Origin of the sequence: Luteibacter sp. E-22 (assembly GCF_049913125.1) — a bacterium.
GTDB lineage: Bacteria > Pseudomonadota > Gammaproteobacteria > Xanthomonadales > Rhodanobacteraceae > Luteibacter.
On the sequence record NZ_CP183975.1, the window covers coordinates 1,819,572 to 1,843,552 of the forward strand.

Here is a 23,981-nt window from a genome sequence, read left to right on the forward strand (position 1 = left end):
GTTGCTGGGGTGCACTACAGTGGCGCCTTCGCGGCCGATCGCCCTCATAGAGGCGCGCCGCCGGCATGGGTTTAGTTCGGGGGAAGCGAGTGATGAACCGTACGTTGAAGCTTTCGATCATGCTGGCGCTCGCCACATGGGGCAGCCAGGCCCTGGCGCAGAACCTGGGCCCGGTCCAGGTCCGCTCCACGATGGACCAGCCGTTGGCGGCGGAAATCCCGCTGACCGGCGTGTCGGGCAACCTCGACAACGTCCATGTCGCCCTGGCCTCGGAAGAAGCCTTCACGCGCGCCGGCCTGAATCGCGGCGGTTTGCCCGTGGCGCTGAGCTTCGCCGTGGGCAAGAACGCCTCGGGACAGCCGGTGGTCCGTGTCAGCAGCGCCGAGCCGGTGCGCGACACGTATCTCGACTTCCTGGTCGAGGTGTCCACCGGCGGCAACAAGGTCGTGCGCGAAGTCACCATGCTGCTCGATCCGCCGGGGACGCCGGTGAATTCCGCGGCCGCCACGCCAGCGGCACAGCCGTCGCGCACCTCCGAGGTTCCCTCGCGCGTGCCCTCTCGTGCCGAAGCCAAGCCGTCGCGTGCGGAGGCCCCCGCCAAGGCGGCTCCCGCCGCGAAGGCTGCCCCCGCGGCGGCAGCTGGCGACACCTACGGTCCGGTACAGCGTGGCCAGACCCTGTCGACCATCGCCCGCCAGCACGCGGGTGGCGCCGACATGAATCAGATGTTGGTGGCCCTGCACAAGGCCAACCCGGATGCCTTCTACCGCGACAACATGAACGCGCTGAAGACCGGCGCCGTCCTGCGCATTCCTTCCACCGACGACGTGCAGGCACTGTCCGCCTCGTCGGCGCTGGCCGAAGTGCGCCGCCAGAACGAAAGCTGGCGTGCGGGTACCACGCGCGCGCCGTCCGTTGTGGCCGATGCCGCCTCGTCCGCCGCAGGCCAGGGGGAAGCAAAGCCGGCCGCTCCGGCGACCGACCGCCTGGCCATCGTCCCCTCCAAGGAAGGTGGCGATGCCGCTTCCACGCGTGCGGGCAGCAAGGGTGGTACGGGCGATGCGCAGGTCGCGGGCCTCAAGCAGGAACTGGCCACGTCGCAGGAAAGCGTCGCTTCGCTCAAGCAGCAGGGCGACGAACTGAAATCGCGCATCGGCGACCTCGAGGAAATCAACTCGAAGAACCAGCGCCTGCTGAGCCTCAAGGATTCCGAAATCGCCGAGCTCCAGCGCAAGCTGGCCGAGGCGCAGAAGACTTCCGGCCAGCCCGCCGTGGCCAACGCGCCCGCACCGGCCACCGCCGTGACTTCGCCGGCATCGTCTCCGATGGCCGCCGCCAGCGCACCCGCGCCCGCATCGGCCCCGGTCGCTTCGGCGACGCCGGCCGCCTCGGCTCCGGTACCTGCCTCCACCGTGGCGATTTCGCCGTTGAAGGAACCGTCGGCGGCGACACCATCGGCCGCCAAGCCGGTGACGAAGCGGGCGCCGGTCGCTCCCGTCCCGGTCGAAGAAGACCCGTGGTATATGCAGCCGTGGGCCTGGGGTGGCGGTGCCATCGTCGTTCTCCTGCTGCTGGTCGCGGCTGTCTTCGGCCGCAAGAAGCCGAAGGCCGCCGCTGCAGCCGCCGGAACCACGTCGCTGGCCGACCGCTTCGGCCAGGAGCACACGTTCGGCGGCTTCGGCGAGCCCAGCGAGGCGATGGACCAGGACCAGCGCGAAATACTCGACGCCCTCGCCGAGCATCCGGACGACATCGGCCTGCACCTCGAACTGGTGAGCCTCTACTACGGCCGCCGCGACGTCGAGCATTTCGAAGCCGCGGCCGAAGCCATGTTCGCCCACGTCGCCGATCCGGAGCAGCCGGAATGGCGCGAAGTGGTGATGATGGGCGAGGACCTCGCACCGAGCCATCCGCTGTTCGGTGGGGTGCCCGTCGACGAGATCGACGAGCCGTACGAGGACACCTATACGGCATCGCGTCCGCACAACGAGGACGAGGTCGCCGCGCTCGAGGAGTTCGACCTCGGTAACTACGTCACCGGTCCGGATGATGAAGAACCCCCGCAGAAGCCGGCGCCGCAGAAGCACAGCGAATATCATTTCAACTTCGACCTGACCCCGGTGCAGCGTGCCGAGGCGGATCGCCGTCCGAACGCCCCGGGCGTGTTCGACGTGGACGCGCCGGAATCGCCTTATGCCGAACCGCGCGAGACGACCGACAGTGCGGTCGCCGCCGGTGAAACGGCCGGCAAGGACGAGGAGCGCTCGACCTGGTCGTTCGAGGACGAGCATGACCTCGCTTCCCGTGGTCACGCCGAGCCGGCCACGCCGACCGGTCACGTGCCCCGTTTCGACGAGCCCACCTTCCCGGACGAAGAACCCCTCGAGGATCACGGTCCGGAGAGCTTCAGCGACGACCCGGTGGACACCAAGCTCGACCTGGCCCGCGCCTACCTCGACATGGGCGACGCCGAAGGCGCACGCCTGATGCTCGACGAAGTGCTCGCCGAAGGCTCGCAGATGCAGAAGGACACGGCCCGCCGAATCCTCAACGATATCGTCTAGAAAGCTCCTGTGAATGCTCCCGTGGAAGCCGTTGTGGCCCATGGGAGCTTTTGTGGGATGGGGAACCCTTGTGGCTTGTGGGGGCCCTTGTGAGATGTGTGTGGCAGCAGCTCTTGTGGGAGCCGACCTTGTCGGCGATGGGTGCTCGCCACACCCTGGCTCGCTGGCGCGGGATCGCCGACAAGGTCGGCTCCCACCACGGCGGTCCGCTACACCCTGGCACGTACCTGCTTCAGTGACTTCATTCGAAGGAGTGCGACTATGTCCAAGCGTCTGCTCGCGGAGTTCTTCGGTACTTTCTGGTTGGTCTTCGGTGGTTGCGGAAGCGCGGTGCTCGCCGCCGCCTTCCCTGAACTAGGCATCGGCTTCGCCGGTGTCGCCCTGGCCTTCGGCCTCACCGTACTGACGATGGCCTACGCCGTCGGGCACATCTCGGGCGCCCATTTCAATCCGGCGGTGACGCTGGGTTGTTTCACGGGCGGGCGTATTCCTGCCAGCGACGTACTGCCCTATATCGTCAGCCAGGTGATCGGCGCGGTGGCGGCGGGTGGCGTGCTTTACCTCATCGCCAGTGGCAAGCCGGGCTTCGACGTGGCGGCCGGTTTCGCCACCAACGGATACGGCGAGCATTCCCCCGGTGGTTATTCGTTCCTTGCCGCCGTGGTCGCGGAGTTCGTGCTGACCGCCTTCTTCCTGCTGGTCATCCTCGGCGTGACGCACAAGCGCGCGCCGGTGGGGTTCGCCCCACTGGCGATCGGCCTGGCTCTCACGCTTATCCACCTGATCAGCATCCCGGTCACCAATACCTCGGTGAACCCCGCGCGCAGCACGGGCGTGGCCTTGTACCAGGGCGGATGGGCGATCTCCCAGCTCTGGGTGTTCTGGGTCGTGCCGTTGCTCGGTGGCGCCGTGGGCGGCTGGGTCCATCGGGCGCTGCTGGAGAACGACGGCTCGATCGATCGTTGAGCTGGAAGGGCGGACGGTTTACGCCTCATCGAACCCCGGCTTCGGCCGGGGTTCTTCTTTGGCCGTTCCGGTGGGAGCCGACTTTGTCGGCGATGGGTGCTTGCGACCCGCTGGCCCACTGCCGCGGGATCGCCGACAAGGTCGGCTCCCACCAGAACTGCCATGAGAGGTTCCGTGAGAGCTGGCGTGGGGTCCGGCGCCCTCCGTCGCCCGCGGTGGTAACCTTTCCGGTTTCCACCGCCTCCCGAACAACTCCATGCGCATCGCCCTAGGCGTCGAATACGACGGCACCGATTTCCGCGGCTGGCAGCGGCTCAGCCATGCGAAGACCGTGCAGGGGTCGCTGGAGGAAGCGCTGAGCCGGGTCGCCCATGAGCCCATCGAAGTCACCGCCGCCGGGCGTACCGACGCCGGCGTGCACGGCCGCTGCCAGGTGGTCCACTTCGACACCGAGGTGGTGCGTGACATGCGGGGCTGGGTCCTGGGCGCCTGTTCGAACCTCCCACACAGCGTGGCGGTGACCTGGGCGCTGCCGGTGGCCGACGATTTCCATGCGCGCTTTTCCGCGCGTGGCCGCCGCTACCGTTACCGCATCCTTCCGCGCTTCGTCCGTCCCGCGCTGGATGCCCGGTTCGTGGCATGGGAGCGCCGGCCGCTCGATGCCGGGGCGATGCACGAGGCGGCGCAGGCGATCGTGGGCGAACACGATTTCTCCGCATTCCGTGCGATTTCGTGCCAGGCGGCGCACGCGCGGCGCAACGTGCGCTCGATCCGCGTGTTTCGCGAAGACATCCACGTGGTGGTGGAGATCGAGGCCAACGCCTTCCTGCATCACATGGTGCGCAACATCGTCGGATCGCTGCTGCCGATCGGCCGTGGCGAGCAACCCGTGGGCTGGATGGCCGAGCTGCTCGCCGGCCGCGATCGCGAAGTCGCCGGCGCCACGGCACCCGCGGAAGGCCTGACCTTCATCGGTCCCCTCTATGAAGCCCATTGGGGCCTGCCACAGGAAGTGACGCTATGACCCGGATCAAATGCTGCGGACTGACCCGTATCGACGACGTGCAACTGGCCGCGCGGCTGGGTGCCGACGCCGTCGGTTTCGTCATGACGCGCAAGAGCAAGCGTTTCGTCGACCCTGTGTCCGCCGCGCGCCTGCGCGATGCCGTGCCGCCCTTCGTGACGACGGTGGCGCTGGTGATGGACGACGACCCGGCCTACGTGGAGGAAGTGCTGCGGGTGCTGCGTCCGGACATGTTGCAGTTCCACGGTGCAGAGACGGATGCGGAGTGCGCCGTCTACGGTGTGCGCTACCTGAAGGCCGTCGCGATGGGCGAGGGTGCTCCGGCACTGGCGCGCCTGCACGATTATCCGGGCGCTGCAGGGCTGCTGCTGGATGGCCACGGCCTGGGCGAGCAAGGCGGCAGCGGCCAGCGGTTCGACTGGTCGCTGATGCCGAAGGACCTTGCGCAACCCCTGCTGCTTGCCGGCGGACTCACGGCCGAGAATGTCGGCGAGGCGATCCGCATCGCCCGGCCCTGGGCGGTGGACGTGTCCAGCGGCATCGAATCGTCGCCCGGGATCAAGGATCGGGCTAAGATGGAACGCTTCATTTCCGCCGTTCGCGCCGTCCCCACCGCGTGATACGGCCTCCAGCAGGTAACGAGAAGGCAATGACCGATATCGCGGATTTCCACGCCTATCCCGACGCGCATGGGCGCTTCGGCGAGTACGGCGGCATCTACGTGGCCGAGACCCTCATGGAGCCGCTCGCGGAACTCACCGCGGCGTACGAGAAACTGCGCAAGGACCCGGCCTTCATCGCCGAGCTTGACCGCGACCTCAAGTACTACGTGGGCCGGCCCAGCCCGGTGTACCACGCCGAGCGCCTGTCGAAGCATGTCGGCGGCGCGCGCATCGTGCTCAAGCGCGAGGACCTGAACCACACCGGCGCGCACAAGATCAACAACACCGTTGGCCAGGCGCTGGTCGCGCGGCACATGGGCAAGACGCGCATCATCGCCGAGACCGGCGCCGGCCAGCACGGCGTGGCCAGCGCCACGGTCGCCGCGCGCATGGGCCTGAAGTGCGTGGTGTACATGGGCGCCGTCGACATCGAGCGGCAGAAGATCAACGTCTACCGCATGCGCCTGCTCGGCGCGGAAGTGGTGCCCGTCATTTCGGGCTCGAAGACGCTGAAAGATGCCTTGAATGAAGCGATGCGCGACTGGGTCACCAACGTCGCCGACACCTTCTACATCATCGGCACCGTCGCCGGCCCGCATCCGTATCCGCAGATGGTGCGCGATTTCAACGCCATCGTCGGCCGCGAAGCGCGCGAGCAGACGCTCGAACAGTTCGGCCGCCTGCCGGACGTGATCACCGCCTGCGTGGGTGGCGGTTCGAACGCCATCGGCCTGTTCCACGCTTTCCTCAACGATCGCCAGGTCCGCATCGTCGGCGCCGAGGCGGCGGGCGAGGGCATCGAGACGGGCCGCCATGCCGCTTCGCTCGCCGCGGGCAAGCCGGGCGTGCTGCACGGCAATCGCACGTATGTGTTGTCCGACGCGAACGGCCAGATCATCGAGACGCATTCGGTCTCCGCCGGCCTGGATTACCCGGGCGTGGGTCCTGAGCATGCCTTCCTCAAGGACGCCGGCCGTGCGGAATACGTCGGCGTGACCGACGACGAAGCACTGGAGGCCTTCCACCTGCTGGCGCGCACCGAGGGCATCCTCGCCGCGCTGGAATCGAGCCATGCGATCGCCCAGGCGATCAAGCTGGCTCGCGAGCTTCCGAAGGACGGCCTGGTCCTCGCCAACCTTTCCGGTCGCGGCGACAAGGACGTGCACACCATTGCCGCGCGCGAAGGAATCGAACTCTGATGAGCCGCATCGAACGCCGTTTCGCGGCGCTGAAGTCCGCGGGCCGCACCGGCCTCGTTCCGTTCATCACCGCCGGCGACCCGTCGCCGGACGCCGTGGTGCCGCTGATGCACGGCCTGGTCGCCGCGGGCGCCGACGTGATCGAGCTGGGCGTGCCGTTCTCCGATCCGATGGCCGATGGCCCGGTGATCCAACACGCCAGCGAACGCGCCCTGGCCAAGGGCGTCGGCCTGGGCAACGTGCTGGCCTGGGTCGCAGCCTTCCGCGAGACCGACAACGAGACGCCGATCGTCCTGATGGGTTACCTCAATCCCGTGGAAATGTACGGATACGCGGCGTTCGCCGAAGATGCCGTCGAAGCGGGCGTGGATGGCGTGCTGATGGTCGATTGCCCGCTGGAGGAATCGCATGTCCTCGAGCCCCTGCGCAAGGCCGGTCTCGACCAGATCCTGCTCGCCTCGCCGACCACCGCCGAGGCCCGGCTGGCGCGCCTTTGCGAGGCCGCTTCGGGCTTCCTGTACTATGTGTCGTTCGCCGGCATCACCGGCGCGGCCCAGCTGAGCACCGGCGAGATCGCCGAACGCGTCGCCGGTATCCGCGCACGGGCGAAGGCCCCGGTGGCCGTGGGCTTCGGTGTCCGCGACGCCGCGAGCGCCAGGGCGATCGGCGAATTCGCCGACGCCGTGGTCATCGGCAGCGCCCTGGTCGACCGCCTCGCCGGCGCGACCTCGGCCGACGATGCCGCCGGCAGGGCACGGGACTTCCTCGCGCCGATCCGCGCCGCGCTCGACGCGCGCTGACGGTCGGTGCGGTAGTACAGATACTCGGAGAGACACGATGAACTGGCTGCAGAAAATCATGACGCCGAAGACCCGCGCACCCAGCGCGGCCGGCGGCAAGGGCAAGGTGCCCGAGGGTGTGTGGGAGAAGTGTGCGGGTTGCGGCACCGTGCTCTACAAGCCGGAGCTCGAGAAGTCGTTGATGGTCTGCCCGAAGTGCGGCCACCACCACGCGATCTCCGCGCGTGCGCGCCTTGCCGCCTTGTTCGACGAAGGCAGCACCACCGAGCTGTGGCCGAAGATGGAAGCGGTCGACGCGCTGAAGTTCAAGGACCAGAAGAAGTACAAGGACCGCGTCGCGGCCGCGCAGAAGAACACCGGCGAGAAGGACGCGCTGATCGCGATGTCCGGCCGCCTGCTCGAGCGTCCGCTCGTCGCGGTGGCTTTCGAGTTCTCCTTCATGGGCGGCTCGATGGGTTCGGTGGTGGGCGAGAAGTTCGCGCGTGCCGCCGAGAAGGCGCTCGCCGAAAAGAGCGCACTCGTATGCTTCTCCGCCACGGGCGGTGCGCGCATGCAGGAAGGCCTGTTCTCGCTGATGCAGATGGCGAAGACCTCGGCGGCCCTCGCACGCATGCGCGACGCGGGTGTTCCCTACATTTCCGTGCTCACCCATCCCACCACCGGTGGCGTGTCGGCGAGCCTGGGCATGCTGGGCGACCTCAACGTGGCCGAACCGAAGGCGCTGATCGGCTTCGCCGGCCCGCGCGTCATCGAGCAGACCGTGCGCGAGACCTTGCCGGAAGGTTTCCAGCGTTCGGAGTTCCTCGTCGACCATGGCGCGGTGGACGTGATCGTCGACCGTCGCGAGATGCGCGACAAGCTCGGCTCGATCCTCGGCATCCTGCAGAAGGCGCCGCGCGTCGCGGCTTGATCCCCACCAGGGGTCAGATCAGCACGCGTTCCGCCCACAGCGACAACGTGCCCAGTCCACCGCCGATGGCGGTGGCTGCGAGCACGTCGCTGGGATAGTGCAGGCCGAGCACGACGCGGGATGCGCCGACCAGGGCGGCGAAACCGATCAGGAAGGGCGCCAGCACCGGGTAATGCGCCACCGCCACGACGGTGAACGACACCGCTTGCAGCGTGTGCCCCGAGGGAAAGCTGAACTCGTCCAGCGGCGGCACGTGCGCGATCACGCCGGGGCAGGTGCGGAAGGGACGCGGGCGGCGTGTCCAGCGCTTCAGCACGCGGTAGAGCATCAACGCCGTGAGGCCGGTGATCGCCATCTGCACCGCCACGGCCACGCCGTGCCAGCCGCCCACGAGGGCGATGACGCTCATCAGCGCATACCAGAACACGCCATCGCCCAGGCGGCTGATGGCGCCGAAGAAGATGCCGATCGCCCGGCGCGCGCCCCAGCGGTTGGCGGCGACGCACATGCGGCGGTCCAGGTTCGCCCTACGCGGCGACGGCGGTGCTGCGTTCATGGACGTGCTCCTCGGCGAGGGATTGCATGATCGATTCGAACTCGGTCACGACCGATTCCGGCGAAAGGCCGGCCACCGAGTTGCGCGCGGCGGCGCCCATGGCGGCACGCACCGTGGCATCGGCACCCAGAGCGGCGGCGCGCTCGACCAGTCCGCCTTCATTGCCCGGCGCGACACGAATGCCGTTCTGGCCGTTGCGGATGAACTCGCGCGCGGCGGCTTCCGCATACGCGACCACCGGCACGCCCGAGGCCATCGCCTCGAGTACCACGTTGCCGAAGGTCTCGGTCAGGCTCGGGAAGACGAAGAGGTCCGCGCTGGCGTAGAAGGCGGCCAGTTCGTCGCCACGGCGTGTGCCGGCGAAGACGATGTCGGGATTGGCGGCTTCGAGTGCCGCGCGACCGGGACCGTCGCCGACGATCACGCAGCGTGCCTCGGGCGTGCGGCGGGCGAGGGCGCGGAAGGCGTCGATCACCACGTGCAGGTTCTTCTCCGGCGCGATGCGGCCGACGCTGAGCAGTACCGGCGCATCGGCCGAGGCACCCCAGGAGGCGCGCAGGCTTTCGTCGCGGCGCTCGGGATGGAATCGCTGGGTGTCGACGGCGCGGCGCAGCACGCGCACGTCGTGCACGCCGAGGTCGTTCAGTTCACCCGCGAGCTGGCCGGTCGGGACCAGGGTGGTCTGCGCACGGCGGTGGAAGCGGGCGAGGTAGTGGCGCACGAGCGGCGTCAACGCGCCGAAGCCGTAGTGGCCGACGTAGAAATCGAAGCGGGTATGGAAGCCGGTGGCCACCGGGATGCCGAGGCGGCGCGCGGCGCTGACGGCGCTCCAGCCCAGGGGGCCTTCCGTGGCCACATAGATGGCATCCGGCCTGTCGGAGCGCCAGCGGCGCTCGATGCGAAAGCGGGAGGGCAGGCCGAACCGCAGGCCGGCGTAACGAGGCACCGCGGCGCCTTCCACGGCCAGTACATCCATCCCGGCATCGGCCAGCGGCGGGGTCGCCGGGTGGATCGGGCGGACGAGGTCGACGGAGTGGCCGCGGCGGACGAGACCGCGGGCGAGCGACTGGACGGTCAGGGCGACACCGTTGACGTCCGGTGCATAGGTCTCGGTGACGATGCCGACGCGCATGGCGGTGCCCCTACTGGCCTGGTTGGCTCATGCTGGCCTTCCGCCGTGTCGCGCGGGTTATGGCGGCATGACCGGCAGATGACAGCGACCGGCGTGGAAACGGGCCGTATCGGTTAAAATCGCCCGCTTGTCAGCCCGATGATCCCCACGATGACCGTTCGCACCCGTTTCGCCCCCAGTCCCACCGGCTACCTCCATATCGGCGGCGCGCGCACCGCGTTGTACTGCTGGCTGGAAGCCCGTCGTCGCGGCGGCGAATTCGTGCTGCGCATCGAGGACACCGATCGCGAGCGCTCCACGCAGGAAGCCGTGCAGGCGATCCTCGACGGCATGTCGTGGCTCGGCCTGACCCATGACGAGGGTCCGTACTACCAGACCCTGCGCATGGACCGTTACCGCGAAGTGGCCGACCAGCTGCTGCGCGAGGGCAAGGCCTACTACGCCTACGAGTCGAAGGAAGAGATCGAGGAGATGCGCAACGCGGCGATGGCCGCGGGCGTGAAGCCGCGTTACAACGGCTACTACCGCGATCGCAACGAGCCGTTGCGCGACGATCCCAATCGCGTCATCCGTTTCAAGAACCCCACCTCGGGCAGTGTCGTCTTCGACGACAAGGTGAAGGGTCGCATCGAGTGGTCGAACGAAGAGCTGGACGACCTGGTGATCTTCCGTTCGGACGGCTTTCCCACCTATAACTTCGCGGTGGTCGTCGACGACATCGACATGGGCATCACCGAGGTGATCCGTGGCGACGACCATGTGAACAACACGCCGCGGCAGATCAACATCTACAAGGCGCTGGGCGCACCCGTGCCGGAGTTCGCGCACCTGCCGATGATCCTCGGGCCGGACGGCCAGAAGCTGTCCAAGCGCCATGGCGCGGTCAGCGTGATGCAATACCGCGACGACGGTTTCCTGCCGCATGCGCTGCTCAACTACCTCGTGCGTCTGGGCTGGTCGCATGGCGACCAGGAGATCTTCTCGGTGGAGGAGATGACGGCGCTGTTCGACATCGCCGACGTCAACAAGGCCGCGTCGCGTTTCGACGTGACCAAGCTTTCCTGGCTCAACCAGCATTACCTGAAGACCGACGATCCGGCATCGCTCGGGCCCGAGCTCGCGTGGCATCTGGCGAAGATCGGCATCGACGCCACGCAGGGTCCGAATCCCGCCGACGTGGTCGTGGCGCTGCGCGACCGCGTGCAGACGTTCAAGGAAATGGCCGAGCGCGCGAAGATCTGGTACGGCCCGATCGTCGAATGGGACGACAAGGCCGTGGAGAAGCACCTGCGCACCGACACCGCGCCGGCCGCGCTCGATGCCGCGAAGAAGGAACTGGCGGCCCTGCCGGAGTGGACGCCGGAAGCGGTGCATGGTGCGGTCGAACGCGTCGCCGCCTCGCTGGAACTGGGCATGGGCAAGGTCGCCGCGCCGCTGCGCGTGGCGATGACGGGCACCCAGGTATCGCCGTCGATCGAGCACACCATCTATCTCGCCGGTCGCGAGGGTGCGCTCTCGCGTATCGACGATGCGCTGGCGCGTGCCGCGGCCTGACCCCGGCGAACGAGCGGGGTGAGCGGTGAATGAGCTGCTCGCCCGCGCCATGCAAGGAGTCGACCCGGACGATCCGGGCGCCTTCCTGCAGATATTCATGAACCTCATGGCCCTGGTCCCCTGGGGCCAGTTGATCCTCTGGCAGGTCGTTTTCGTGGTGGTCGGTGGCTTGCTGGGCTGGTGGCGGGGCCGGACCATGGCGGGCGTGGTCGCCGCGCTGATCCTGGGGCCGTTCGGCTGGGTGGTGCCGTTCCTGCCGCGGCGCACTCCGCCTCCACTGCCAGGGTCGAAAAAACGCTGACCTGCCCTCATGTTACGATGACGGCCATGAGGATATGCCTGTGACGAACCACGCCGCCCACCGACATGCGCACGACCATCACGACGACGCTCGCGGCTTCGTCGCGGCCGTGGAGCATGCCTCCACGGAACGTGGCCTGCGGCTGACGCCGCTGCGTCGCGAGGTACTCGAATTGGTCGCCGGCGCCGGTAAGCCCGTGAAGGCGTACGACCTGCTCGATCGCCTGCGCGAGAAACACGGCAACGCGGCACCGCCCACGGTGTATCGCGCCCTCGACTTCCTGCTGGAGAACGGCTTCATCCACAAGCTGGAATCGATCAACGCCTACGTCTCCTGCCACCATCCGGCCGAAGCACACCAGGTGCCGTTCCTGATCTGCGACAAGTGCCAGTGCGCCCAGGAAGTGTGCGACGAGCGCGTCGCCGAGCTGATCGAAGCGCAGGCGAAGGCCTTCGGCTTCCGCGCGCAGGCGCAGACGCTGGAAGTGCATGGGATCTGCAAGAACTGCAGATAGGCGAGCGTGTGCGCTTTAAGGCCCGCTAAGCAGATCGCAACCAGACTCTCGTACCGGTTCAGACCCCTTGCCAGTCGGAAATCACTGGTTCAGGATGCGACTACAGGTCACGGAAGCAGGGGATGGGGATGGGAAAGATCACGCTGTCGCTGGGCCTAAGCCTGGCGTTACTTAGTTCGCCTGTTTATGCGGGTACGAAAACGGTCACGTATTTCTATACCGATCCGCAGGGGAGCGTTCTCGCTACGTCGGACGTAAGCGGAAACATGACGGCAGTCCGTGATTATCGTCCTTACGGCTCACCGGCGCTGGGGGAAGTGGAGCAGGGGCCGGGTTATACAGGCCATGTGGAGGATGCCGACAGCTCCCTCATTTATATGCAAGCCCGCTACTACGATCCAAATGTGGGGCGCTTCGCAAGCGTCGACCCCAACCCACCAGAGGCAGGGGATATTTTCGGATTCGGTAGATACGTATATGTAAACGGCAATCCTATTGCACGCATAGATCCTACCGGGAAGGTTGGATTGCTTTTCTGGACTGCCAAGAATCAAGTCACCTATACGACGCAGTATGTAATCGGGACGTCTGGCGGCGCGCGTCTTCCCGTTTCGTCCGCTCAAATCAATGAACAGATTGCCCGCGATTTTTCCGGTACTGTGAAGATTGGCGCGATGACTGTTACAGTCACCGCGCAAGCAGTTGAAGCAACATCATCGGCTGCACAGGGGACATCCAACTTTATTAATGTTGTCCCCGATACCCAAGGCGTTACGTCTTCGGGACGTGCTGAAACTAACGCGATTGGCGGCGATCATGTAACGGTTGCTGCTTCTGGAAAATACGGCGCCACTCCACTAGTGATATCGCATGAACTCGGTGGTCACACGGGAGGTGCGGGAGATCAGTACAAGAACGGCACCGCCGCGAATGGAAGCACTATTACGAGCGAGCCAGCGGGGGCCTCCGGTATCATGAATAATCTTAGCGGTGATCCCGCTAATGAGCAGGCCTTGCGAGAAATACTGCAGGCGCCGGGTAATATCAATTCGTGCGCACCGGACGTTCATGCTGGAAATGGGAGGTGCTGACATGAAAGCGGTGGAATTAGTGGTTTCGTCCATTGCACTCGCGCTGTTCGTCTTGAATCCCGTCTTCGCAACACCCCCTCCTTTACAGGGTCCCCCCGAGCCTCCGCGGAAGTGCGTTATCCAGGAGAAGGCCTGGTGCATACAGGAAGGCGCGGCGGTCGAAATCACGCTTGCCCAAAGGGAGGGGCGTGATGAAGTGAACAATAATGTCTGGAGACTCCGGGATGTTCGGCATCCAGCGTTCGTGATGACTATTGTTGAGCCGGAAGGATGTAGACGCAGTTACGCCGATAGCGTGCAGGCCCTTGGATACAGTGCAAACGTCGCATGGCGAGGCCAAGTGTGGGACGAGATGAGAGTGAGCCTTCGTACTGATGGCGGCTGCACACTTCGCATTCTCGTCACGCCATACAACGGCAGTGACTTCGAGTGGGCATATTCAACGGGCAGGTTGCTACTTGCAGCGTGTAAGGACGAAGGTTGCGACGTACTCGTCCCGACAATTGCGGACGTGACGTCCGTCTATAGGGATAGGTTCCGAGGGACCGCTAAGGGAGATTGAGGTTTTCAGGGGCAGTGGACTCGTTTCACGACCATCGTCGGGCGTGTGGAGTGCTCTGCGGAGCCGACTCTTCGCCCCGAGCGCACCTTAGCCTGTAGCCCGCAACAAGATCGCCGTGATGTTGTCGCGCGCACTCCCACCCAGCGCTTCCAGGATCAGGTGATCCACGCACTCCTGCGCGGCGATGTCGGTCCGCGAAACGATTTCGCCGATGCGCTTGTCCTCGACTTCGTCGGTCAGGCCATCGGTGCACAGCAGTAACCGTGCTCCCGCTGAAAGCTCTCCACGCGCCAGGCCGATGTGCAGTTGCTCGGGCGAGGTGATGCCGAGCGCCTGGGTCAGCACGCTGCGCTGGGGATGCGTCCGGGCCTGAGCTTCGGTCAGTTCGCCCGCCTCGACCAACGCTTCCACGATCGAATGATCGTGAGAAAGTCGGGCTAACGTCCCGTCCCAGCGGTAGATTCGGCTGTCACCGACCCAGGCGGCCTCATAGGACCGGCCGACGATACGTATGGCGGCGATGGTCGTACCCATGGGGCGCGAATCGGCCAGGCCGCTCGAACGGGCTATCAGCGCCTCGTTCACCCGCTGGATCGCATCGACCAGCGATTGCCCGGCGGCGACCTGGGCCACGACGCCGTCACGCGCGGTCGCCGAGGCCACCTCGCCGTGCTGGTGACCGCCCATGCCGTCCACGACCAGGAACAAGCCCAGGCCCGCGTCGGCGTAATAGGTATCCTCGTTGCGCGTACGGCGGAGCCCCGTATGCGTGCCGTGTCCGAACTCGATCATGGAGACCTTGGAGAGCGAAGGGAAGGGCGCCGATGCGCCCGTTGCCCGGGCAGGATGCCCCATCAAAAGCCTGTTGTCACGGCAGATCAGACCCACTATCATTGCGGGCCCGGCAGGGCTCAACCCCTGCCGTCGACCGTTCACGGAGAGGTGGCAGAGTGGTCGAATGTACCTGACTCGAAATCAGGCGTACGTGTAAGCGTACCGTGGGTTCGAATCCCACCCTCTCCGCCACTTGATACAAGTCGTTGAACGCCCGGTGATCTCAGATCGCTGGGCGTTTTTCGTTTTGGGGCTTCCGGGTAGGTCAACACGCATATGCGTCTACCCCATCATCTGCTTCGGTACAAATCCGGCATGTGGTATTTCCGGATCATCGTCCCGCGTGACCTCGTGGGCACGCTCGGTAAGAAGGTCATCAAGCGCAGCCTGGGCACCCGTGAGCCAGGCCTCGCCAAAGCGTATGCGTATGCCCTCGGCGCGCAGTATGCTCGGACCATCGTCGAGGCCAGGGAAGCGCTGCGCATGGGGAACAGTTTCGATCCAACCCGGATTTCGAAGTTCGAGATCGAACACCATGCCGAAGGTGGCTACTCGGTCCGAACCGATGGCACCGACCGCGATAACGCAGCGGCCATCCGCGCGTTGGAACTCCTGACGGCCGCGCGGCCGTTGCCGCCAAAGGAAAAGAAGCCCTCGTTCGACGGGCCCACGCTCTACCAGGCCGTGGAGATCTACAGGAAGACGGACGCAGTCGGCATGAAGCCTGACACCTGGCAGCAGCGGGACCGGGCTTTTCGGTCCTTTCTGTCGGCCATTGCGCCGACCGTTCGCATCGCACAAATCAGCCGATCCACCGCAGCACGGTGGGCCGCCGAACTCCAACAGTCTGGCCTTTCCCGGCGCACGGTGGCGATGATGGTCTCCCATGTGTCTCAACTTTTTGAAGCGCAGATCCGGGCCGGTCACATCGAGCGCGGACAGAATCCCGTCAAGGGCCTGGTGATCTTCAAAAAGTCGGATAAGAAGGCCGCCCGGGACGAGGGACACGGTTGGGAGCCCTTTGCGCCCGCCCAACTTCGCCTGATTTTCGACCCCGCCAACCTCAAACGGGCTCGGACCGAGCACATGCGCTGGGGAGCACTCATTGGGCTTTACTCGGGTGCGCGCGTGGGGGAGATTGCCCAACTTTTTCTCAGGGATTTCGAGGAGATTGACGGGGTGAAGTGCTTTCGGATCGCCGCCGACAGCGACGGCCAGAGCGTCAAAACCGAGAGCAGCCGGCGCCTTGTTCCGATCCATCCCGACCTGCTGGAACTCGGCCTTTGGGATCGGGTCGAGCGACTGCGGGAAGAAGGTGCCGAGCGCCTGTTTCCGGAGATGCGGATTGACAGCAAGAGCGGCGCCGGGAACGCCATCTCCAAGGCCTTTTCGTATTACATCTCCACGCTGGGGATTAAGCCCAGGCGCGCAAACGGAACGATTGGTTTCCACAGCCTCCGAAAGACCGTGATTCAAGAACTTCAAGGATCAAACCTGCCAGCGGAACGTCGGCGAGCCCTGGTTGGACATGAAGCGGGGGACGATGTCCACGAAGCGCACTACATGCGTGCGTGGAGACCTGCCGAGTTGTCGCTCTTCTTCCCGGCATTGTCATGGCCTTTCATGAGAAAAGCCGAACTTTCATCGCTTCTTCGTTGATCAACTCTCCTCGGATTGCCACAGGAATATTTTCGTTATGTCTGATGTCAAAGTTTCTGTAGGAGTGGTTTCTCAGAAGGCTATAGCGAAGGGAAAGAGCGGGGCCACAATCATCGAAGTGTCTGTGGAGGTCCTTTTTGAAGGCTCACGCAACCCGCTCTCATATCCTCAACGTGTAAGCACATATCTCCTGACCAGCTCTGACGGGAAAGTATTGCCTGGCCAGTTTTCGAAAGACGATGCCGCAAACGCGCTGATGGCGCATGAGAAGAAACTTTCCCAGGAGGCCGAAGACTCACTGCTTTTGGAAAAAGGAGAGTGGCCTACACCTCATATTTTTGGGCTTAAGGGGCGCCCCATGTATGAGAAGGACCAAGACGAGAGAGGCGAACAAAAGATTGATGCCCTAGAGTTGGAAAGGGACAACGTTGCTCGCTTGTTGTCAGGAGCGTTCACTATGGTCCAGTTGAGCGACGCTGACCCCATGGGTGTTCATATCGAGATGACCGCATACGTGGCCCACGATCACCTATTCCGATGGTTGGATGTCCCACAGTCGGAGGCCGGCGCTAGGAAGCGCTTAGCAGAGATTCGTGCAGGCATACCTGTGCGTAGAACAGTCCCGCGCCCCTACCGTCCTCGCTAGCCTGGATCTTGGGCAGGCGGCAAAAAAGCCTGGCCCAGTTCAAACTCATGGGTGTAGCGGAAATGCCCAACAACCTCGCTACGCTGCCATCGCTCATCGGCCATCCGCAGTGCCTCCTCTGCTTCCTGAAGGGCCTCGGCGGCAGGAAGCCGATGTAGCGCAGCGAGGTAGGCGGCGACCCAGAACTGCTTCTTGGAAATCGGGGCCGCTGCTTGCGTCATTTGGTTAAAGCCAGAAGAGATGAGGTCCATATTGAGGTTCACCGACATTGAGTCGGGCCAACCTAGCGGGCAACAGGAACCTGTCAAGGGTCTCGCCCCTCCCACCCCCGTGCTCGACACGGTCATACGCTTCGCGGGCTCTCTAGCCGAAAGTGCCGTGAGGCCTCGGGCGGCTCAAATGGATCGGAAGTAGGACAGCGGTAGCGCATGCTGCCCGTCCGTCCCGACCTTAAACGTCGTCCAGCAGCCTATCCAGCGCCCGGCTAAGGCGGTCATACGAAGCACCGACCCCAACGCCCGGCCGATCGCGGCGCTGAATGAGTCTCTGTTCCAGGTCGTCCGCCAGCAGAGCGATCCCGCTTAGATCCCTCGACCGGGCCAGCCCAGCAATCAATGCGGCCCTGAATCTCGCCTCGTCCGCATCGTGATCGAGGAGGACGCCGCCCAGGGCTTGGGCCTCCGCGATCATCTCGGCATAGAGCAGGATGGTGGCTTCGCGGTTGTCCATTAGCGGTCTCTAGCCCCGTCGTGAGTCACGTTCGTGCCATCGTAACTCGCTCGCTGATTCCATCCGCATCGTTAAGGCCGGAGCGCGTCCGTCCTCGGATCTGCTTGATTACTTTTCCGTCAGATGATGCCGCGCCCATGTTTCAGCCGTGGTCACCGCAATCGCATGCTGCTCGTTGAACGTGCCGGTCTTTGGCCAGGAGACGCCCCTTCCCTGGGCAAAGACGGCACGGTATTTCTTGATGTGGTGCGTGGGGTCGTTCTTGAGTTCATCCAGAAGATAAGGAACCGTCCACACGTTCCGTTTGAAGGGACGACCCAGCACCCGTTCCAGGAGATCAGCGACCTCCCCATACGTGACCGTGTCGCCCGAGAGGTAGACAATCTGATTTCGGACATGGGGCTCGAAGAACACGATTTCTGCCGTCAGAGCGCCAATGTCGTCGGGTGTGGTGAGGGTCACACTGGTCTCAAGGCTGCCGAGTGCGTTGACGGTATCGTGCTCGAAATCAACGACCTCGAAGACTGGCTCAAAGAGGAAACTGGTGAACATGCCCGTCGAAATGATGACCCACTCGGTTTGTGTCTGTGAGCGCAGCAACTCGCGCACATCAATCTGGGCGTCGAACAGGTCCTGCGGGCTACCTCGGCCAATCACATCGAAGTCCACGCCAAACTGCCAGGGGAAGTAACGTTTGATCCCGGCCTTCAACGCCGCCGTGGCTAGTTTCATCGGGGTTTCCCGGCCTGCGACCATCCCAGCGCAGCCGATGACCGTCTCAAACCGAGAAAAGACGGCCGCCAGATCGTCAATCGAATCGTTGACGAGGTCGGCCGCAACCATTTGGATGCCAAGGCTTCGAAGTTCATCAACCTCTGCTTTCTTGGTGGGATCAGCGGTGTGGATGGTTGACTCCCGGAGCAGGACGCTGATGGCCGAGCCCGGGGCGCGCTTCGCGACCCGAGCGAGGTTCCGCAACACCGGCAGCCCGAGTTCGCCGGCGCCGAGGACAAGAATGGATTGGGGGGTGATGGGATTGCTGGTGGTCATGGGAAGGCTGGAAACCTGTTGACGGTAAGATGGTGCGAATGCTTCCACCATTTGCCTTGCCACGTAAGAAGGCACACGCGTGATCCTAGGAGAGCGACATGACCGACGTTGATCCCCTCTACCATGCGGAAGCGGTTTGCCGAACACTGGGAGAAGACGAGGACGGCGTCCGGCGAGAGGTCCTGGCGCATGCGGGGAGCCGATGGGCGTTGGGCATCCTTCATGCCCTAGGTGTGAATGGCAAGATGCGGCACGCCGAGATACGCCGACAGATGACGGGGGTGACCCAGCGGATGTTGACGAAGACGCTACGGGCCATGGAACGGGATGGCCTTCTTACGCGTCAGGAGTTTGGTGAGACCCCGCCCCGGGTCGAATATGCGCTGACCCCGATGGGCATGGGACTGCTGGTTCGGATGTCGCCGGTATGGACGTGGGTGGTCGAAAACGTTGAGGCCATCCGCGAGGCCAGACGGGTCTTCGACAGTCGCGGTGGCGGAGGTCCCGCCTGGCAAATCCCCCACGGGTGACTGGGCCGTGCGGCCCTGGCTGGAGCACCGAGCGTGAGCAAAAATCAAAAATCCTGAGCGGAGAGCGCGTCTATGCGTTGGTTCCCAACGACGCTAAAAGCCAAAGTCACAAGCAACTGCTGAAAGTCCAGAGCTGGCCCAGGCCGCGCCCCGTGCGCGGCCTTCTCTCATCGGCTAGTCAGCCATTCCGCAGTTGGGCTCCCTCGTTCGTGTCAAGGACACTTGACACGTTCCTTCCGTTTGCTTTGATGTCTTCCCATGGGGGCGGCGTGTCCGACCGGACGCACCCGCCGAGACGGCCACGAAGGCCGCAGCCAACCCCGCGAAGACGGGGAGAGGGGAAGTCATGGTTTTGCGTCATGCTCGGCCGCACCTGGAAATCCACACGCGTTCTAAGGGCCATAGCGCCGTTGCCGGCGTCGCCTACCGCCTCGGGTTGCGGCTTTGGGACGAGCGCCAACAATGCTGGCATGACTACACCCGGCGAGCACTCGGCGAGGAGGTGGTGATGGCTCTGACGGTCGCCCCGGAGGGGGCGCCGGCCTGGGCCAGTGACCCGGCCCAACTGTGGAACGCTGTAGAGGCAGCCGAGCGGAGAAAAGACTCCCAGGTCGCCCGAGACTACCGAGTCCCCATTCCTCTCGGACTCGATGACCATCGCGCTGGCCAACTGGCCGAGAAGTTGGCCCGCTTCATCATGGACCAGCTCGGCACGCCAGTGTCTGTGGGGCTTCATCGCGATGCCGATACCGACGCCTTGGGCAACGTGAAGCCGCCCGACCGGCAGGGTTATCACGCCCACCTCTATTTCCCGTCCCGGCCGCTGATCATCGAACCGCCGGCGGACGATGGTCAGGATGGCGAGACGGTGCCGGCGTTCGGCACTAGGCATCCGATGCTCGCCAGCAAAGCCCTAGGCCGAGGGATGGTGGAGACCTTCAACCGGGTCTGGGCTGAACTGGCGACCGAGGCGGCCGCGGATGCTGGGCTAGATGCTCGCTACGACCATCGCAGTTACGAGCGGATGGGTGTGGACCTGGCACCGCAGCCGACCCTGGGGGCGGGCGCGACCGCCCTTGAGCGGAAGGGGTTCTTCACGCGCAAAGGTGACGCGGTCCGCGACATCATCGTGGCCAGCAAGGCGTTTGAACTCGCTCATGCGGAGGCCGTGGCAGCCCAGCACCAGGTCGCCCAGGCAGACGTGGCCAGAGAGCGTTTGGCGGGGAATGAAACAGAGCCAGCGCGCGCGATGGGGGAGGTTGCCCCATCGGCCGCCGTTGACCTTCTCCACCACGTTGACGATCGCGCGGACGATGACAAACTGGCCGATTTACCCCCTGATGCTTCCCTAGTCGCCCGGTTCGAAGCACTGGCGCCACGCCCAGGCCCGGGTGATGCGCGGTGGAGTGGGGTGATGCGTCTGGCGCGGGCCGTCCAACGGGCGCTTGGTCTCCTCAAAGGCCTGGCCGGCCGCCTGGTCGAGGTCGAGAGTGCGGCCCGGCGAACGAGGGCGGCCGAACTGGAGGCCCGCTTTGAGCTGGACGAAGCCCGCCGGCAACGCGCCGCGGCGACCGACCGAGCCGAAGCCTGGGCCCTGGCCCACCCCATCCGAATGCGGGCGGGTAGGTTGGTGGGGAGGAAGCCGGCAGCATGGCGTGACCTGGCAAGCGACATCCGTTTTCATCATCGAGCGGTCCAGGCCACTAAAGCCATTGTTGAGGGCCAGCGGTCCGAGGTGAAGGAGCGCACCATGGCCGCTCGGGCGATCGAGCATCGGTTGTCCGTTGGCAGACGTCGCCTGCGGGCTGCCATGTCCTCGTTGGAACATGCCCACGCAGATCTCTTGCCCCCGCTCCTGGCGGCCATGACCCCGGAGCAGCGTGCCGAAGCCCTGCCGAGCGTGAGGACGGACCCCAGCGGGAAGGTGCCGGCCGTGACCATCCTGGAACCCAGGCTCACTTACCGAGTGCCAGGGCCTCGCCCACGCCCCTAGTGGACCGTCCACCGCAGCCGCCAGTCGCAGTAATCTTGACCCGCTTGCGGGAGCAGGGTGCTTCCGTGGCAGGACGCCAACAGGGGAGGAGCAATGACGATATTGGACGAAGTGAGGGCCTGGTCGCGCGGTCAGGTGGACTGGCAACGGGAGGCGGTCGCCCGCTTGGATGAGGTCGGATACCTCACCGCGGATGACGACAACGACCTCTTGGCCATTCTGAAATCGAAGCACGGCATCGCTGACCCGGACGGACGAGAAGCGCGAGCCGTCGGCGGAGAGATTCCTCCCCGTGAGCAAGCCGGCCCACCCGTAGGCCTCCTGGCGATCCGTAATCCGCGCAACGTCAACGCGCTGGCCACGACCGGCAACCTTACCTTTTCGACGTCCGGCCTGACAGTTGTTTACGGATCGAATGGCTCGGGGAAATCCGGCTATGCCCGAGTCCTCAAACAAGCCTGCTTTGCCCGGGACAAGACCGAGAAGGTTTACCCGAACACAAATCTCCCGCAGAACGAGGCAGGTGTTCCTGGCGCTGAACTGGTCGCGGTCGTTGGCGATGAAGAACACACCATCGCCTGGGTCAACGGAACCGTTGAAGTTCCACCCCTCGATCGGATTGCCGTGTTCGATCACCGGTGCGCCCGCGCCTTCCTCGACAACAACGGCGACTTCGCTTACAGCCCCGCAGGTCTCGATATCCTGGCCGACCTAGGAACCGCATGCGGTCGCCTGAAAGCACTGGTTCAGAAGGAAAGCGGCGAGAACGCGCCGGACGTCCAGCCGTTCGTCGACTTGGCCAAGCGCACCACGGTCGCAGGAAAAATCGCAGCCGGACTACCCGGCAACGTATCGGAGGCCCAGGTCATCGGAGCCGCAGGCTTGAATGCGGAACAAGAGGAACGGCTGGAAACCGTCATTCGGGCGTTGGCCGTCCCTGACCCAGCAGCGCAGGCCCTGGCCCTGAAGAACCAGGCGCTCCGCATTCAGGCGGTCCGGGACAGTGTGGCGACCGCTACGGCGGCCATCGGCACGGACAAAACCGAGAGCCTCAAAGCCCTGATCGCCCGCTCCAATGAGGCCAAGTTGGAAGCGGCGCTGACGGCTAAAGCCTTCCACGAGAGACCGGACCAACTGCCTCTCACTGGCGGCGACCTCTGGCGCTCGATGTTCGAGGCGGCCCGGACGTTTGCGATCACGTCGGAACCGGTCAAGGCCTTCCCACACCTCCACGAAGGGCAGGCCTGCCCCCTATGTCAGCAATTATTGGACGCAGAGGCCGCCGAACGCCTCGAAGCCTTTGAACGATTCGTGACAGGGGAGGCACAACAGAAGGCGGATGCCGCGAAGGCGACGGCATCAACGGCTTTTCTGGAGTTGCGCGCGGCATCAATAGATATCGGGTTGACGGAGGCGGTTACGGGCGAACTTCAACAACTTTCCGAGCCTCTGGCTCTGATGTGTGCCGACTTCCAGGAGTCCTTGAAAGAGCGGCAGGCTGCCATCGTGCGCGCCTCTGGAAGCAACGAATGGGGAGAAGTTCCAGAGTTGTCGGAAAGCCCGATCAAAGGATTGGATGGCCTGATTGACGCTCTCAAAAGTCAGCAGGAGGCCATGGAGAAGGCCACCGACGAAGAGTTGAAGAAGTCGTTGGTATCGGAGCGGGCCGAACTCGAAGACCGGCGTCTGCTTGGCGAACTGAAGGAGGCGGCCCTTCGAGCCATCGGACGGTATGCGCACCAGAAAAAGTTGCTCGACTGTGTCGCCGACTTGGCAACGGCTGGCATCACTCGGAAATCTACCGAGTTGACCAACAACATGGCCACTCAGATCCTTGCGGACGCGCTCAACGAGGAACTTGGAATCTTGGACATTGCGGACCTGAAGGTCGCGATGAGGGCAGAGGGTGAACGCGGACGCTCGACGTTCAAACTCGTGCTTGAGCGACCCGGGAAACATCCAGCCAGGGACGTGCTTAGTGAGGGCGAGCAGCGTGCGGTGGCCATTGCCTCTTTCCTGACCGAGCGCCGCCTATCAGGCGATGGCAGTGGCATCATTTTTGACGATCCGGTCTGCTCCCTCGATCACCTGCGGCGTCAGCGTGTGGCGCGTCGGATTGCCGCAGAGGCGAAGGACCGCCAGGTCATCGTATTCACCCATGACATCTTCTTTCTATATGTGTTGGCAGAGGCAGCCAAGAAGCAAGAGGTTCCCTTAACGAAGCGGACACTGTCGCAGACCAAGGACGGTTACGGCGTTTCGAGCGATGATCTCCCGTTCGAGGGGATGACCACGACCGCCCGGATAGGTTGGCTCCGCAATGAGCAGGTGAGGTGCGTGACGCTCAAGAAGGACGGAGAACAGTTGGCCTACAAAGACGCTGTTGGGAAACTTTACAAGAGCCTGCGAGATGCCTGGGAGGGCTGTGTCGAAGAGGTGCTTTTGAACCGCACGGTAGAACGATTTAGGAAGTCGGTGGAAACCAACCGACTGAAACAGGTGGAAGTCCGGGATGAAGACGTCGCCCTTGTGGTGGAGAGCATGGGGCACTGCTCGAATCATGCTCACGACACACCCAAACTTGGTGATGTTGAGGTGCCAACTCCCGAAGAGATCTCCGCCGACATTGAAAAGTTGGAAGCATGGAGGAAAGAAATCGTGAGCCGGAAGAAAGTCCTCGAAAAGGTCGCGGCCAGAAGTTGAAA

22 protein-coding genes and 1 tRNA gene are annotated in these 23,981 nt (G+C 64.4%); 17 read left to right on the plus strand and 6 right to left on the minus strand.

Annotated features, from left to right (window positions below; all coding sequences use genetic code 11):
* Positions 1–92 precede the first annotated feature (92 nt).
* The 7 genes from ACN9M2_RS08205 (at position 93) to accD (ending at position 8,125) form a co-directional block, all read left to right on the plus strand.
* The gene (locus tag ACN9M2_RS08205) at positions 93–2,564 is read left to right on the plus strand and encodes a FimV/HubP family polar landmark protein (protein WP_426287597.1); all 2,472 of its coding nucleotides are present in this window, start codon (positions 93–95) and stop codon (positions 2,562–2,564) included.
* A gap of 261 nt (positions 2,565–2,825) precedes the next feature.
* Positions 2,826–3,530 (plus strand): aquaporin Z, encoded by a 705-nt coding sequence (gene aqpZ, locus ACN9M2_RS08210; protein WP_426287598.1) that lies wholly within the window; start codon positions 2,826–2,828, stop codon positions 3,528–3,530.
* A gap of 256 nt (positions 3,531–3,786) precedes the next feature.
* Complete coding sequence (gene truA, locus ACN9M2_RS08215) at positions 3,787–4,554, plus strand: tRNA pseudouridine(38-40) synthase TruA (protein ID WP_426287599.1); 768 nt, start codon at positions 3,787–3,789, stop codon at positions 4,552–4,554.
* Entirely contained in the window at positions 4,551–5,174 is a 624-nt protein-coding gene (locus ACN9M2_RS08220; RefSeq protein WP_426287600.1) for a phosphoribosylanthranilate isomerase, read from the plus strand. Before truA ends, ACN9M2_RS08220 begins: the two co-directional genes overlap by 4 nt.
* A 29-nt stretch (positions 5,175–5,203) precedes the next feature.
* Positions 5,204–6,415, plus strand: a complete 1,212-nt coding sequence (gene trpB / locus ACN9M2_RS08225; protein WP_426287601.1) for a tryptophan synthase subunit beta — start codon at positions 5,204–5,206, stop codon at positions 6,413–6,415.
* Positions 6,415–7,215: a tryptophan synthase subunit alpha gene (gene trpA / locus ACN9M2_RS08230; protein WP_426287602.1), complete on the plus strand. Its 801-nt coding sequence runs from the start codon at positions 6,415–6,417 to the stop codon at positions 7,213–7,215. The genes trpB and trpA overlap by 1 nt, the downstream gene beginning before the upstream one ends.
* A 37-nt stretch (positions 7,216–7,252) precedes the next feature.
* Positions 7,253–8,125, plus strand: a complete 873-nt coding sequence (accD, locus tag ACN9M2_RS08235; protein WP_426287603.1) for an acetyl-CoA carboxylase, carboxyltransferase subunit beta — start codon at positions 7,253–7,255, stop codon at positions 8,123–8,125.
* A gap of 13 nt (positions 8,126–8,138) precedes the next feature.
* On the opposite strand, the gene ACN9M2_RS08240 is transcribed toward accD, so the two are convergent.
* Both ACN9M2_RS08240 and ACN9M2_RS08245 read right to left on the minus strand, forming a co-directional pair.
* Positions 8,139–8,681: a phosphatase PAP2 family protein gene (locus tag ACN9M2_RS08240; protein ID WP_426287604.1), complete on the minus strand. Its 543-nt coding sequence runs from the start codon at positions 8,679–8,681 to the stop codon at positions 8,139–8,141.
* Positions 8,653–9,813, minus strand: a complete 1,161-nt coding sequence (locus ACN9M2_RS08245; RefSeq protein WP_426287605.1) for a glycosyltransferase family 4 protein — start codon at positions 9,811–9,813, stop codon at positions 8,653–8,655. The genes ACN9M2_RS08240 and ACN9M2_RS08245 overlap by 29 nt, the downstream gene beginning before the upstream one ends.
* A 150-nt stretch (positions 9,814–9,963) precedes the next feature.
* Between ACN9M2_RS08245 and gltX the strand changes: the two genes are divergently transcribed.
* From gltX to ACN9M2_RS08265, 4 genes are all read left to right on the plus strand, one after another.
* Complete coding sequence (gene gltX / locus ACN9M2_RS08250; protein ID WP_426287606.1) at positions 9,964–11,367, plus strand: glutamate--tRNA ligase; 1,404 nt, start codon at positions 9,964–9,966, stop codon at positions 11,365–11,367.
* A gap of 25 nt (positions 11,368–11,392) precedes the next feature.
* The gene (locus ACN9M2_RS08255) at positions 11,393–11,668 is read left to right on the plus strand and encodes a hypothetical protein (protein WP_371023030.1); all 276 of its coding nucleotides are present in this window, start codon (positions 11,393–11,395) and stop codon (positions 11,666–11,668) included.
* A 40-nt stretch (positions 11,669–11,708) separates the two neighbouring features.
* Entirely contained in the window at positions 11,709–12,182 is a 474-nt protein-coding gene (locus tag ACN9M2_RS08260; protein ID WP_426287607.1) for a transcriptional repressor, read from the plus strand.
* Positions 12,183–12,310: 128 nt separating this feature from the next.
* Entirely contained in the window at positions 12,311–13,273 is a 963-nt protein-coding gene (locus tag ACN9M2_RS08265) for an RHS repeat-associated core domain-containing protein (protein ID WP_426287608.1), read from the plus strand.
* Between the two features lie 649 nt (positions 13,274–13,922).
* Here ACN9M2_RS08265 and ACN9M2_RS08270 read toward each other — a convergent pair.
* Positions 13,923–14,627: a PP2C family protein-serine/threonine phosphatase gene (locus ACN9M2_RS08270; protein WP_426287609.1), complete on the minus strand. Its 705-nt coding sequence runs from the start codon at positions 14,625–14,627 to the stop codon at positions 13,923–13,925.
* Between the two features lie 144 nt (positions 14,628–14,771).
* On the opposite strand from ACN9M2_RS08270, the gene ACN9M2_RS08275 reads away from it, so the two are divergent.
* From ACN9M2_RS08275 to ACN9M2_RS08285, 3 genes are all read left to right on the plus strand, one after another.
* Positions 14,772–14,861, plus strand: a tRNA-Ser gene (locus tag ACN9M2_RS08275).
* Between the two features lie 84 nt (positions 14,862–14,945).
* A complete protein-coding gene (locus tag ACN9M2_RS08280) occupies positions 14,946–16,328 on the plus strand; it encodes a DUF6538 domain-containing protein (RefSeq protein WP_426287610.1) in 1,383 nt (460 codons plus the stop codon).
* 37 nt (positions 16,329–16,365) lie between these two features.
* Entirely contained in the window at positions 16,366–16,974 is a 609-nt protein-coding gene (locus ACN9M2_RS08285; RefSeq protein WP_426287611.1) for a hypothetical protein, read from the plus strand.
* Here ACN9M2_RS08285 and ACN9M2_RS08290 read toward each other — a convergent pair.
* From ACN9M2_RS08290 to ACN9M2_RS08300, 3 genes are all read right to left on the minus strand, one after another.
* Entirely contained in the window at positions 16,971–17,243 is a 273-nt protein-coding gene (locus ACN9M2_RS08290) for a hypothetical protein (protein WP_426287612.1), read from the minus strand. The genes ACN9M2_RS08285 and ACN9M2_RS08290 overlap by 4 nt on opposite strands.
* A gap of 181 nt (positions 17,244–17,424) precedes the next feature.
* Positions 17,425–17,703 (minus strand): hypothetical protein, encoded by a 279-nt coding sequence (locus ACN9M2_RS08295; protein WP_426287613.1) that lies wholly within the window; start codon positions 17,701–17,703, stop codon positions 17,425–17,427.
* 108 nt (positions 17,704–17,811) lie between these two features.
* On the minus strand, positions 17,812–18,753 hold the full coding sequence (locus tag ACN9M2_RS08300) for an aromatic alcohol reductase (protein ID WP_426287614.1): 942 nt from the start codon (positions 18,751–18,753) through the stop codon (positions 17,812–17,814).
* Between the two features lie 98 nt (positions 18,754–18,851).
* On the opposite strand from ACN9M2_RS08300, the gene ACN9M2_RS08305 reads away from it, so the two are divergent.
* The 3 genes from ACN9M2_RS08305 (at position 18,852) to ACN9M2_RS08315 (ending at position 23,979) form a co-directional block, all read left to right on the plus strand.
* The gene (locus ACN9M2_RS08305; protein ID WP_426287615.1) at positions 18,852–19,283 is read left to right on the plus strand and encodes a winged helix-turn-helix transcriptional regulator; all 432 of its coding nucleotides are present in this window, start codon (positions 18,852–18,854) and stop codon (positions 19,281–19,283) included.
* A 346-nt stretch (positions 19,284–19,629) separates the two neighbouring features.
* Complete coding sequence (locus tag ACN9M2_RS08310; RefSeq protein ID WP_426287616.1) at positions 19,630–21,276, plus strand: MobA/MobL family protein; 1,647 nt, start codon at positions 19,630–19,632, stop codon at positions 21,274–21,276.
* Positions 21,277–21,369: 93 nt separating this feature from the next.
* Positions 21,370–23,979, plus strand: a complete 2,610-nt coding sequence (locus ACN9M2_RS08315; RefSeq protein WP_426287617.1) for an AAA family ATPase — start codon at positions 21,370–21,372, stop codon at positions 23,977–23,979.
* The last annotated feature ends 2 nt before the right edge of the window (positions 23,980–23,981 follow it).

Coding starts and splice junctions, on each gene's coding strand:
- ACN9M2_RS08205 (WP_426287597.1), top strand. CDS start 93: ATGAACCGTACGTTGAAGCTTTCGATCATGCTGGCGCTCGCCACATGG.
- aqpZ (WP_426287598.1), top strand. CDS start 2,826: ATGTCCAAGCGTCTGCTCGCGGAGTTCTTCGGTACTTTCTGGTTGGTC.
- truA (WP_426287599.1), top strand. CDS start 3,787: ATGCGCATCGCCCTAGGCGTCGAATACGACGGCACCGATTTCCGCGGC.
- ACN9M2_RS08220 (WP_426287600.1), top strand. CDS start 4,551: ATGACCCGGATCAAATGCTGCGGACTGACCCGTATCGACGACGTGCAA.
- trpB (WP_426287601.1), top strand. CDS start 5,204: ATGACCGATATCGCGGATTTCCACGCCTATCCCGACGCGCATGGGCGC.
- trpA (WP_426287602.1), top strand. CDS start 6,415: ATGAGCCGCATCGAACGCCGTTTCGCGGCGCTGAAGTCCGCGGGCCGC.
- accD (WP_426287603.1), top strand. CDS start 7,253: ATGAACTGGCTGCAGAAAATCATGACGCCGAAGACCCGCGCACCCAGC.
- ACN9M2_RS08240 (WP_426287604.1), bottom strand. CDS start 8,681: ATGAACGCAGCACCGCCGTCGCCGCGTAGGGCGAACCTGGACCGCCGC.
- ACN9M2_RS08245 (WP_426287605.1), bottom strand. CDS start 9,813: ATGCGCGTCGGCATCGTCACCGAGACCTATGCACCGGACGTCAACGGT.
- gltX (WP_426287606.1), top strand. CDS start 9,964: ATGACCGTTCGCACCCGTTTCGCCCCCAGTCCCACCGGCTACCTCCAT.
- ACN9M2_RS08265 (WP_426287608.1), top strand. CDS start 12,311: ATGGGAAAGATCACGCTGTCGCTGGGCCTAAGCCTGGCGTTACTTAGT.
- ACN9M2_RS08270 (WP_426287609.1), bottom strand. CDS start 14,627: ATGATCGAGTTCGGACACGGCACGCATACGGGGCTCCGCCGTACGCGC.
- ACN9M2_RS08280 (WP_426287610.1), top strand. CDS start 14,946: ATGCGTCTACCCCATCATCTGCTTCGGTACAAATCCGGCATGTGGTAT.
- ACN9M2_RS08285 (WP_426287611.1), top strand. CDS start 16,366: ATGTCTGATGTCAAAGTTTCTGTAGGAGTGGTTTCTCAGAAGGCTATA.
- ACN9M2_RS08290 (WP_426287612.1), bottom strand. CDS start 17,243: ATGTCGGTGAACCTCAATATGGACCTCATCTCTTCTGGCTTTAACCAA.
- ACN9M2_RS08295 (WP_426287613.1), bottom strand. CDS start 17,703: ATGGACAACCGCGAAGCCACCATCCTGCTCTATGCCGAGATGATCGCG.
- ACN9M2_RS08300 (WP_426287614.1), bottom strand. CDS start 18,753: ATGACCACCAGCAATCCCATCACCCCCCAATCCATTCTTGTCCTCGGC.
- ACN9M2_RS08305 (WP_426287615.1), top strand. CDS start 18,852: ATGACCGACGTTGATCCCCTCTACCATGCGGAAGCGGTTTGCCGAACA.
- ACN9M2_RS08310 (WP_426287616.1), top strand. CDS start 19,630: ATGGTTTTGCGTCATGCTCGGCCGCACCTGGAAATCCACACGCGTTCT.
- ACN9M2_RS08315 (WP_426287617.1), top strand. CDS start 21,370: ATGACGATATTGGACGAAGTGAGGGCCTGGTCGCGCGGTCAGGTGGAC.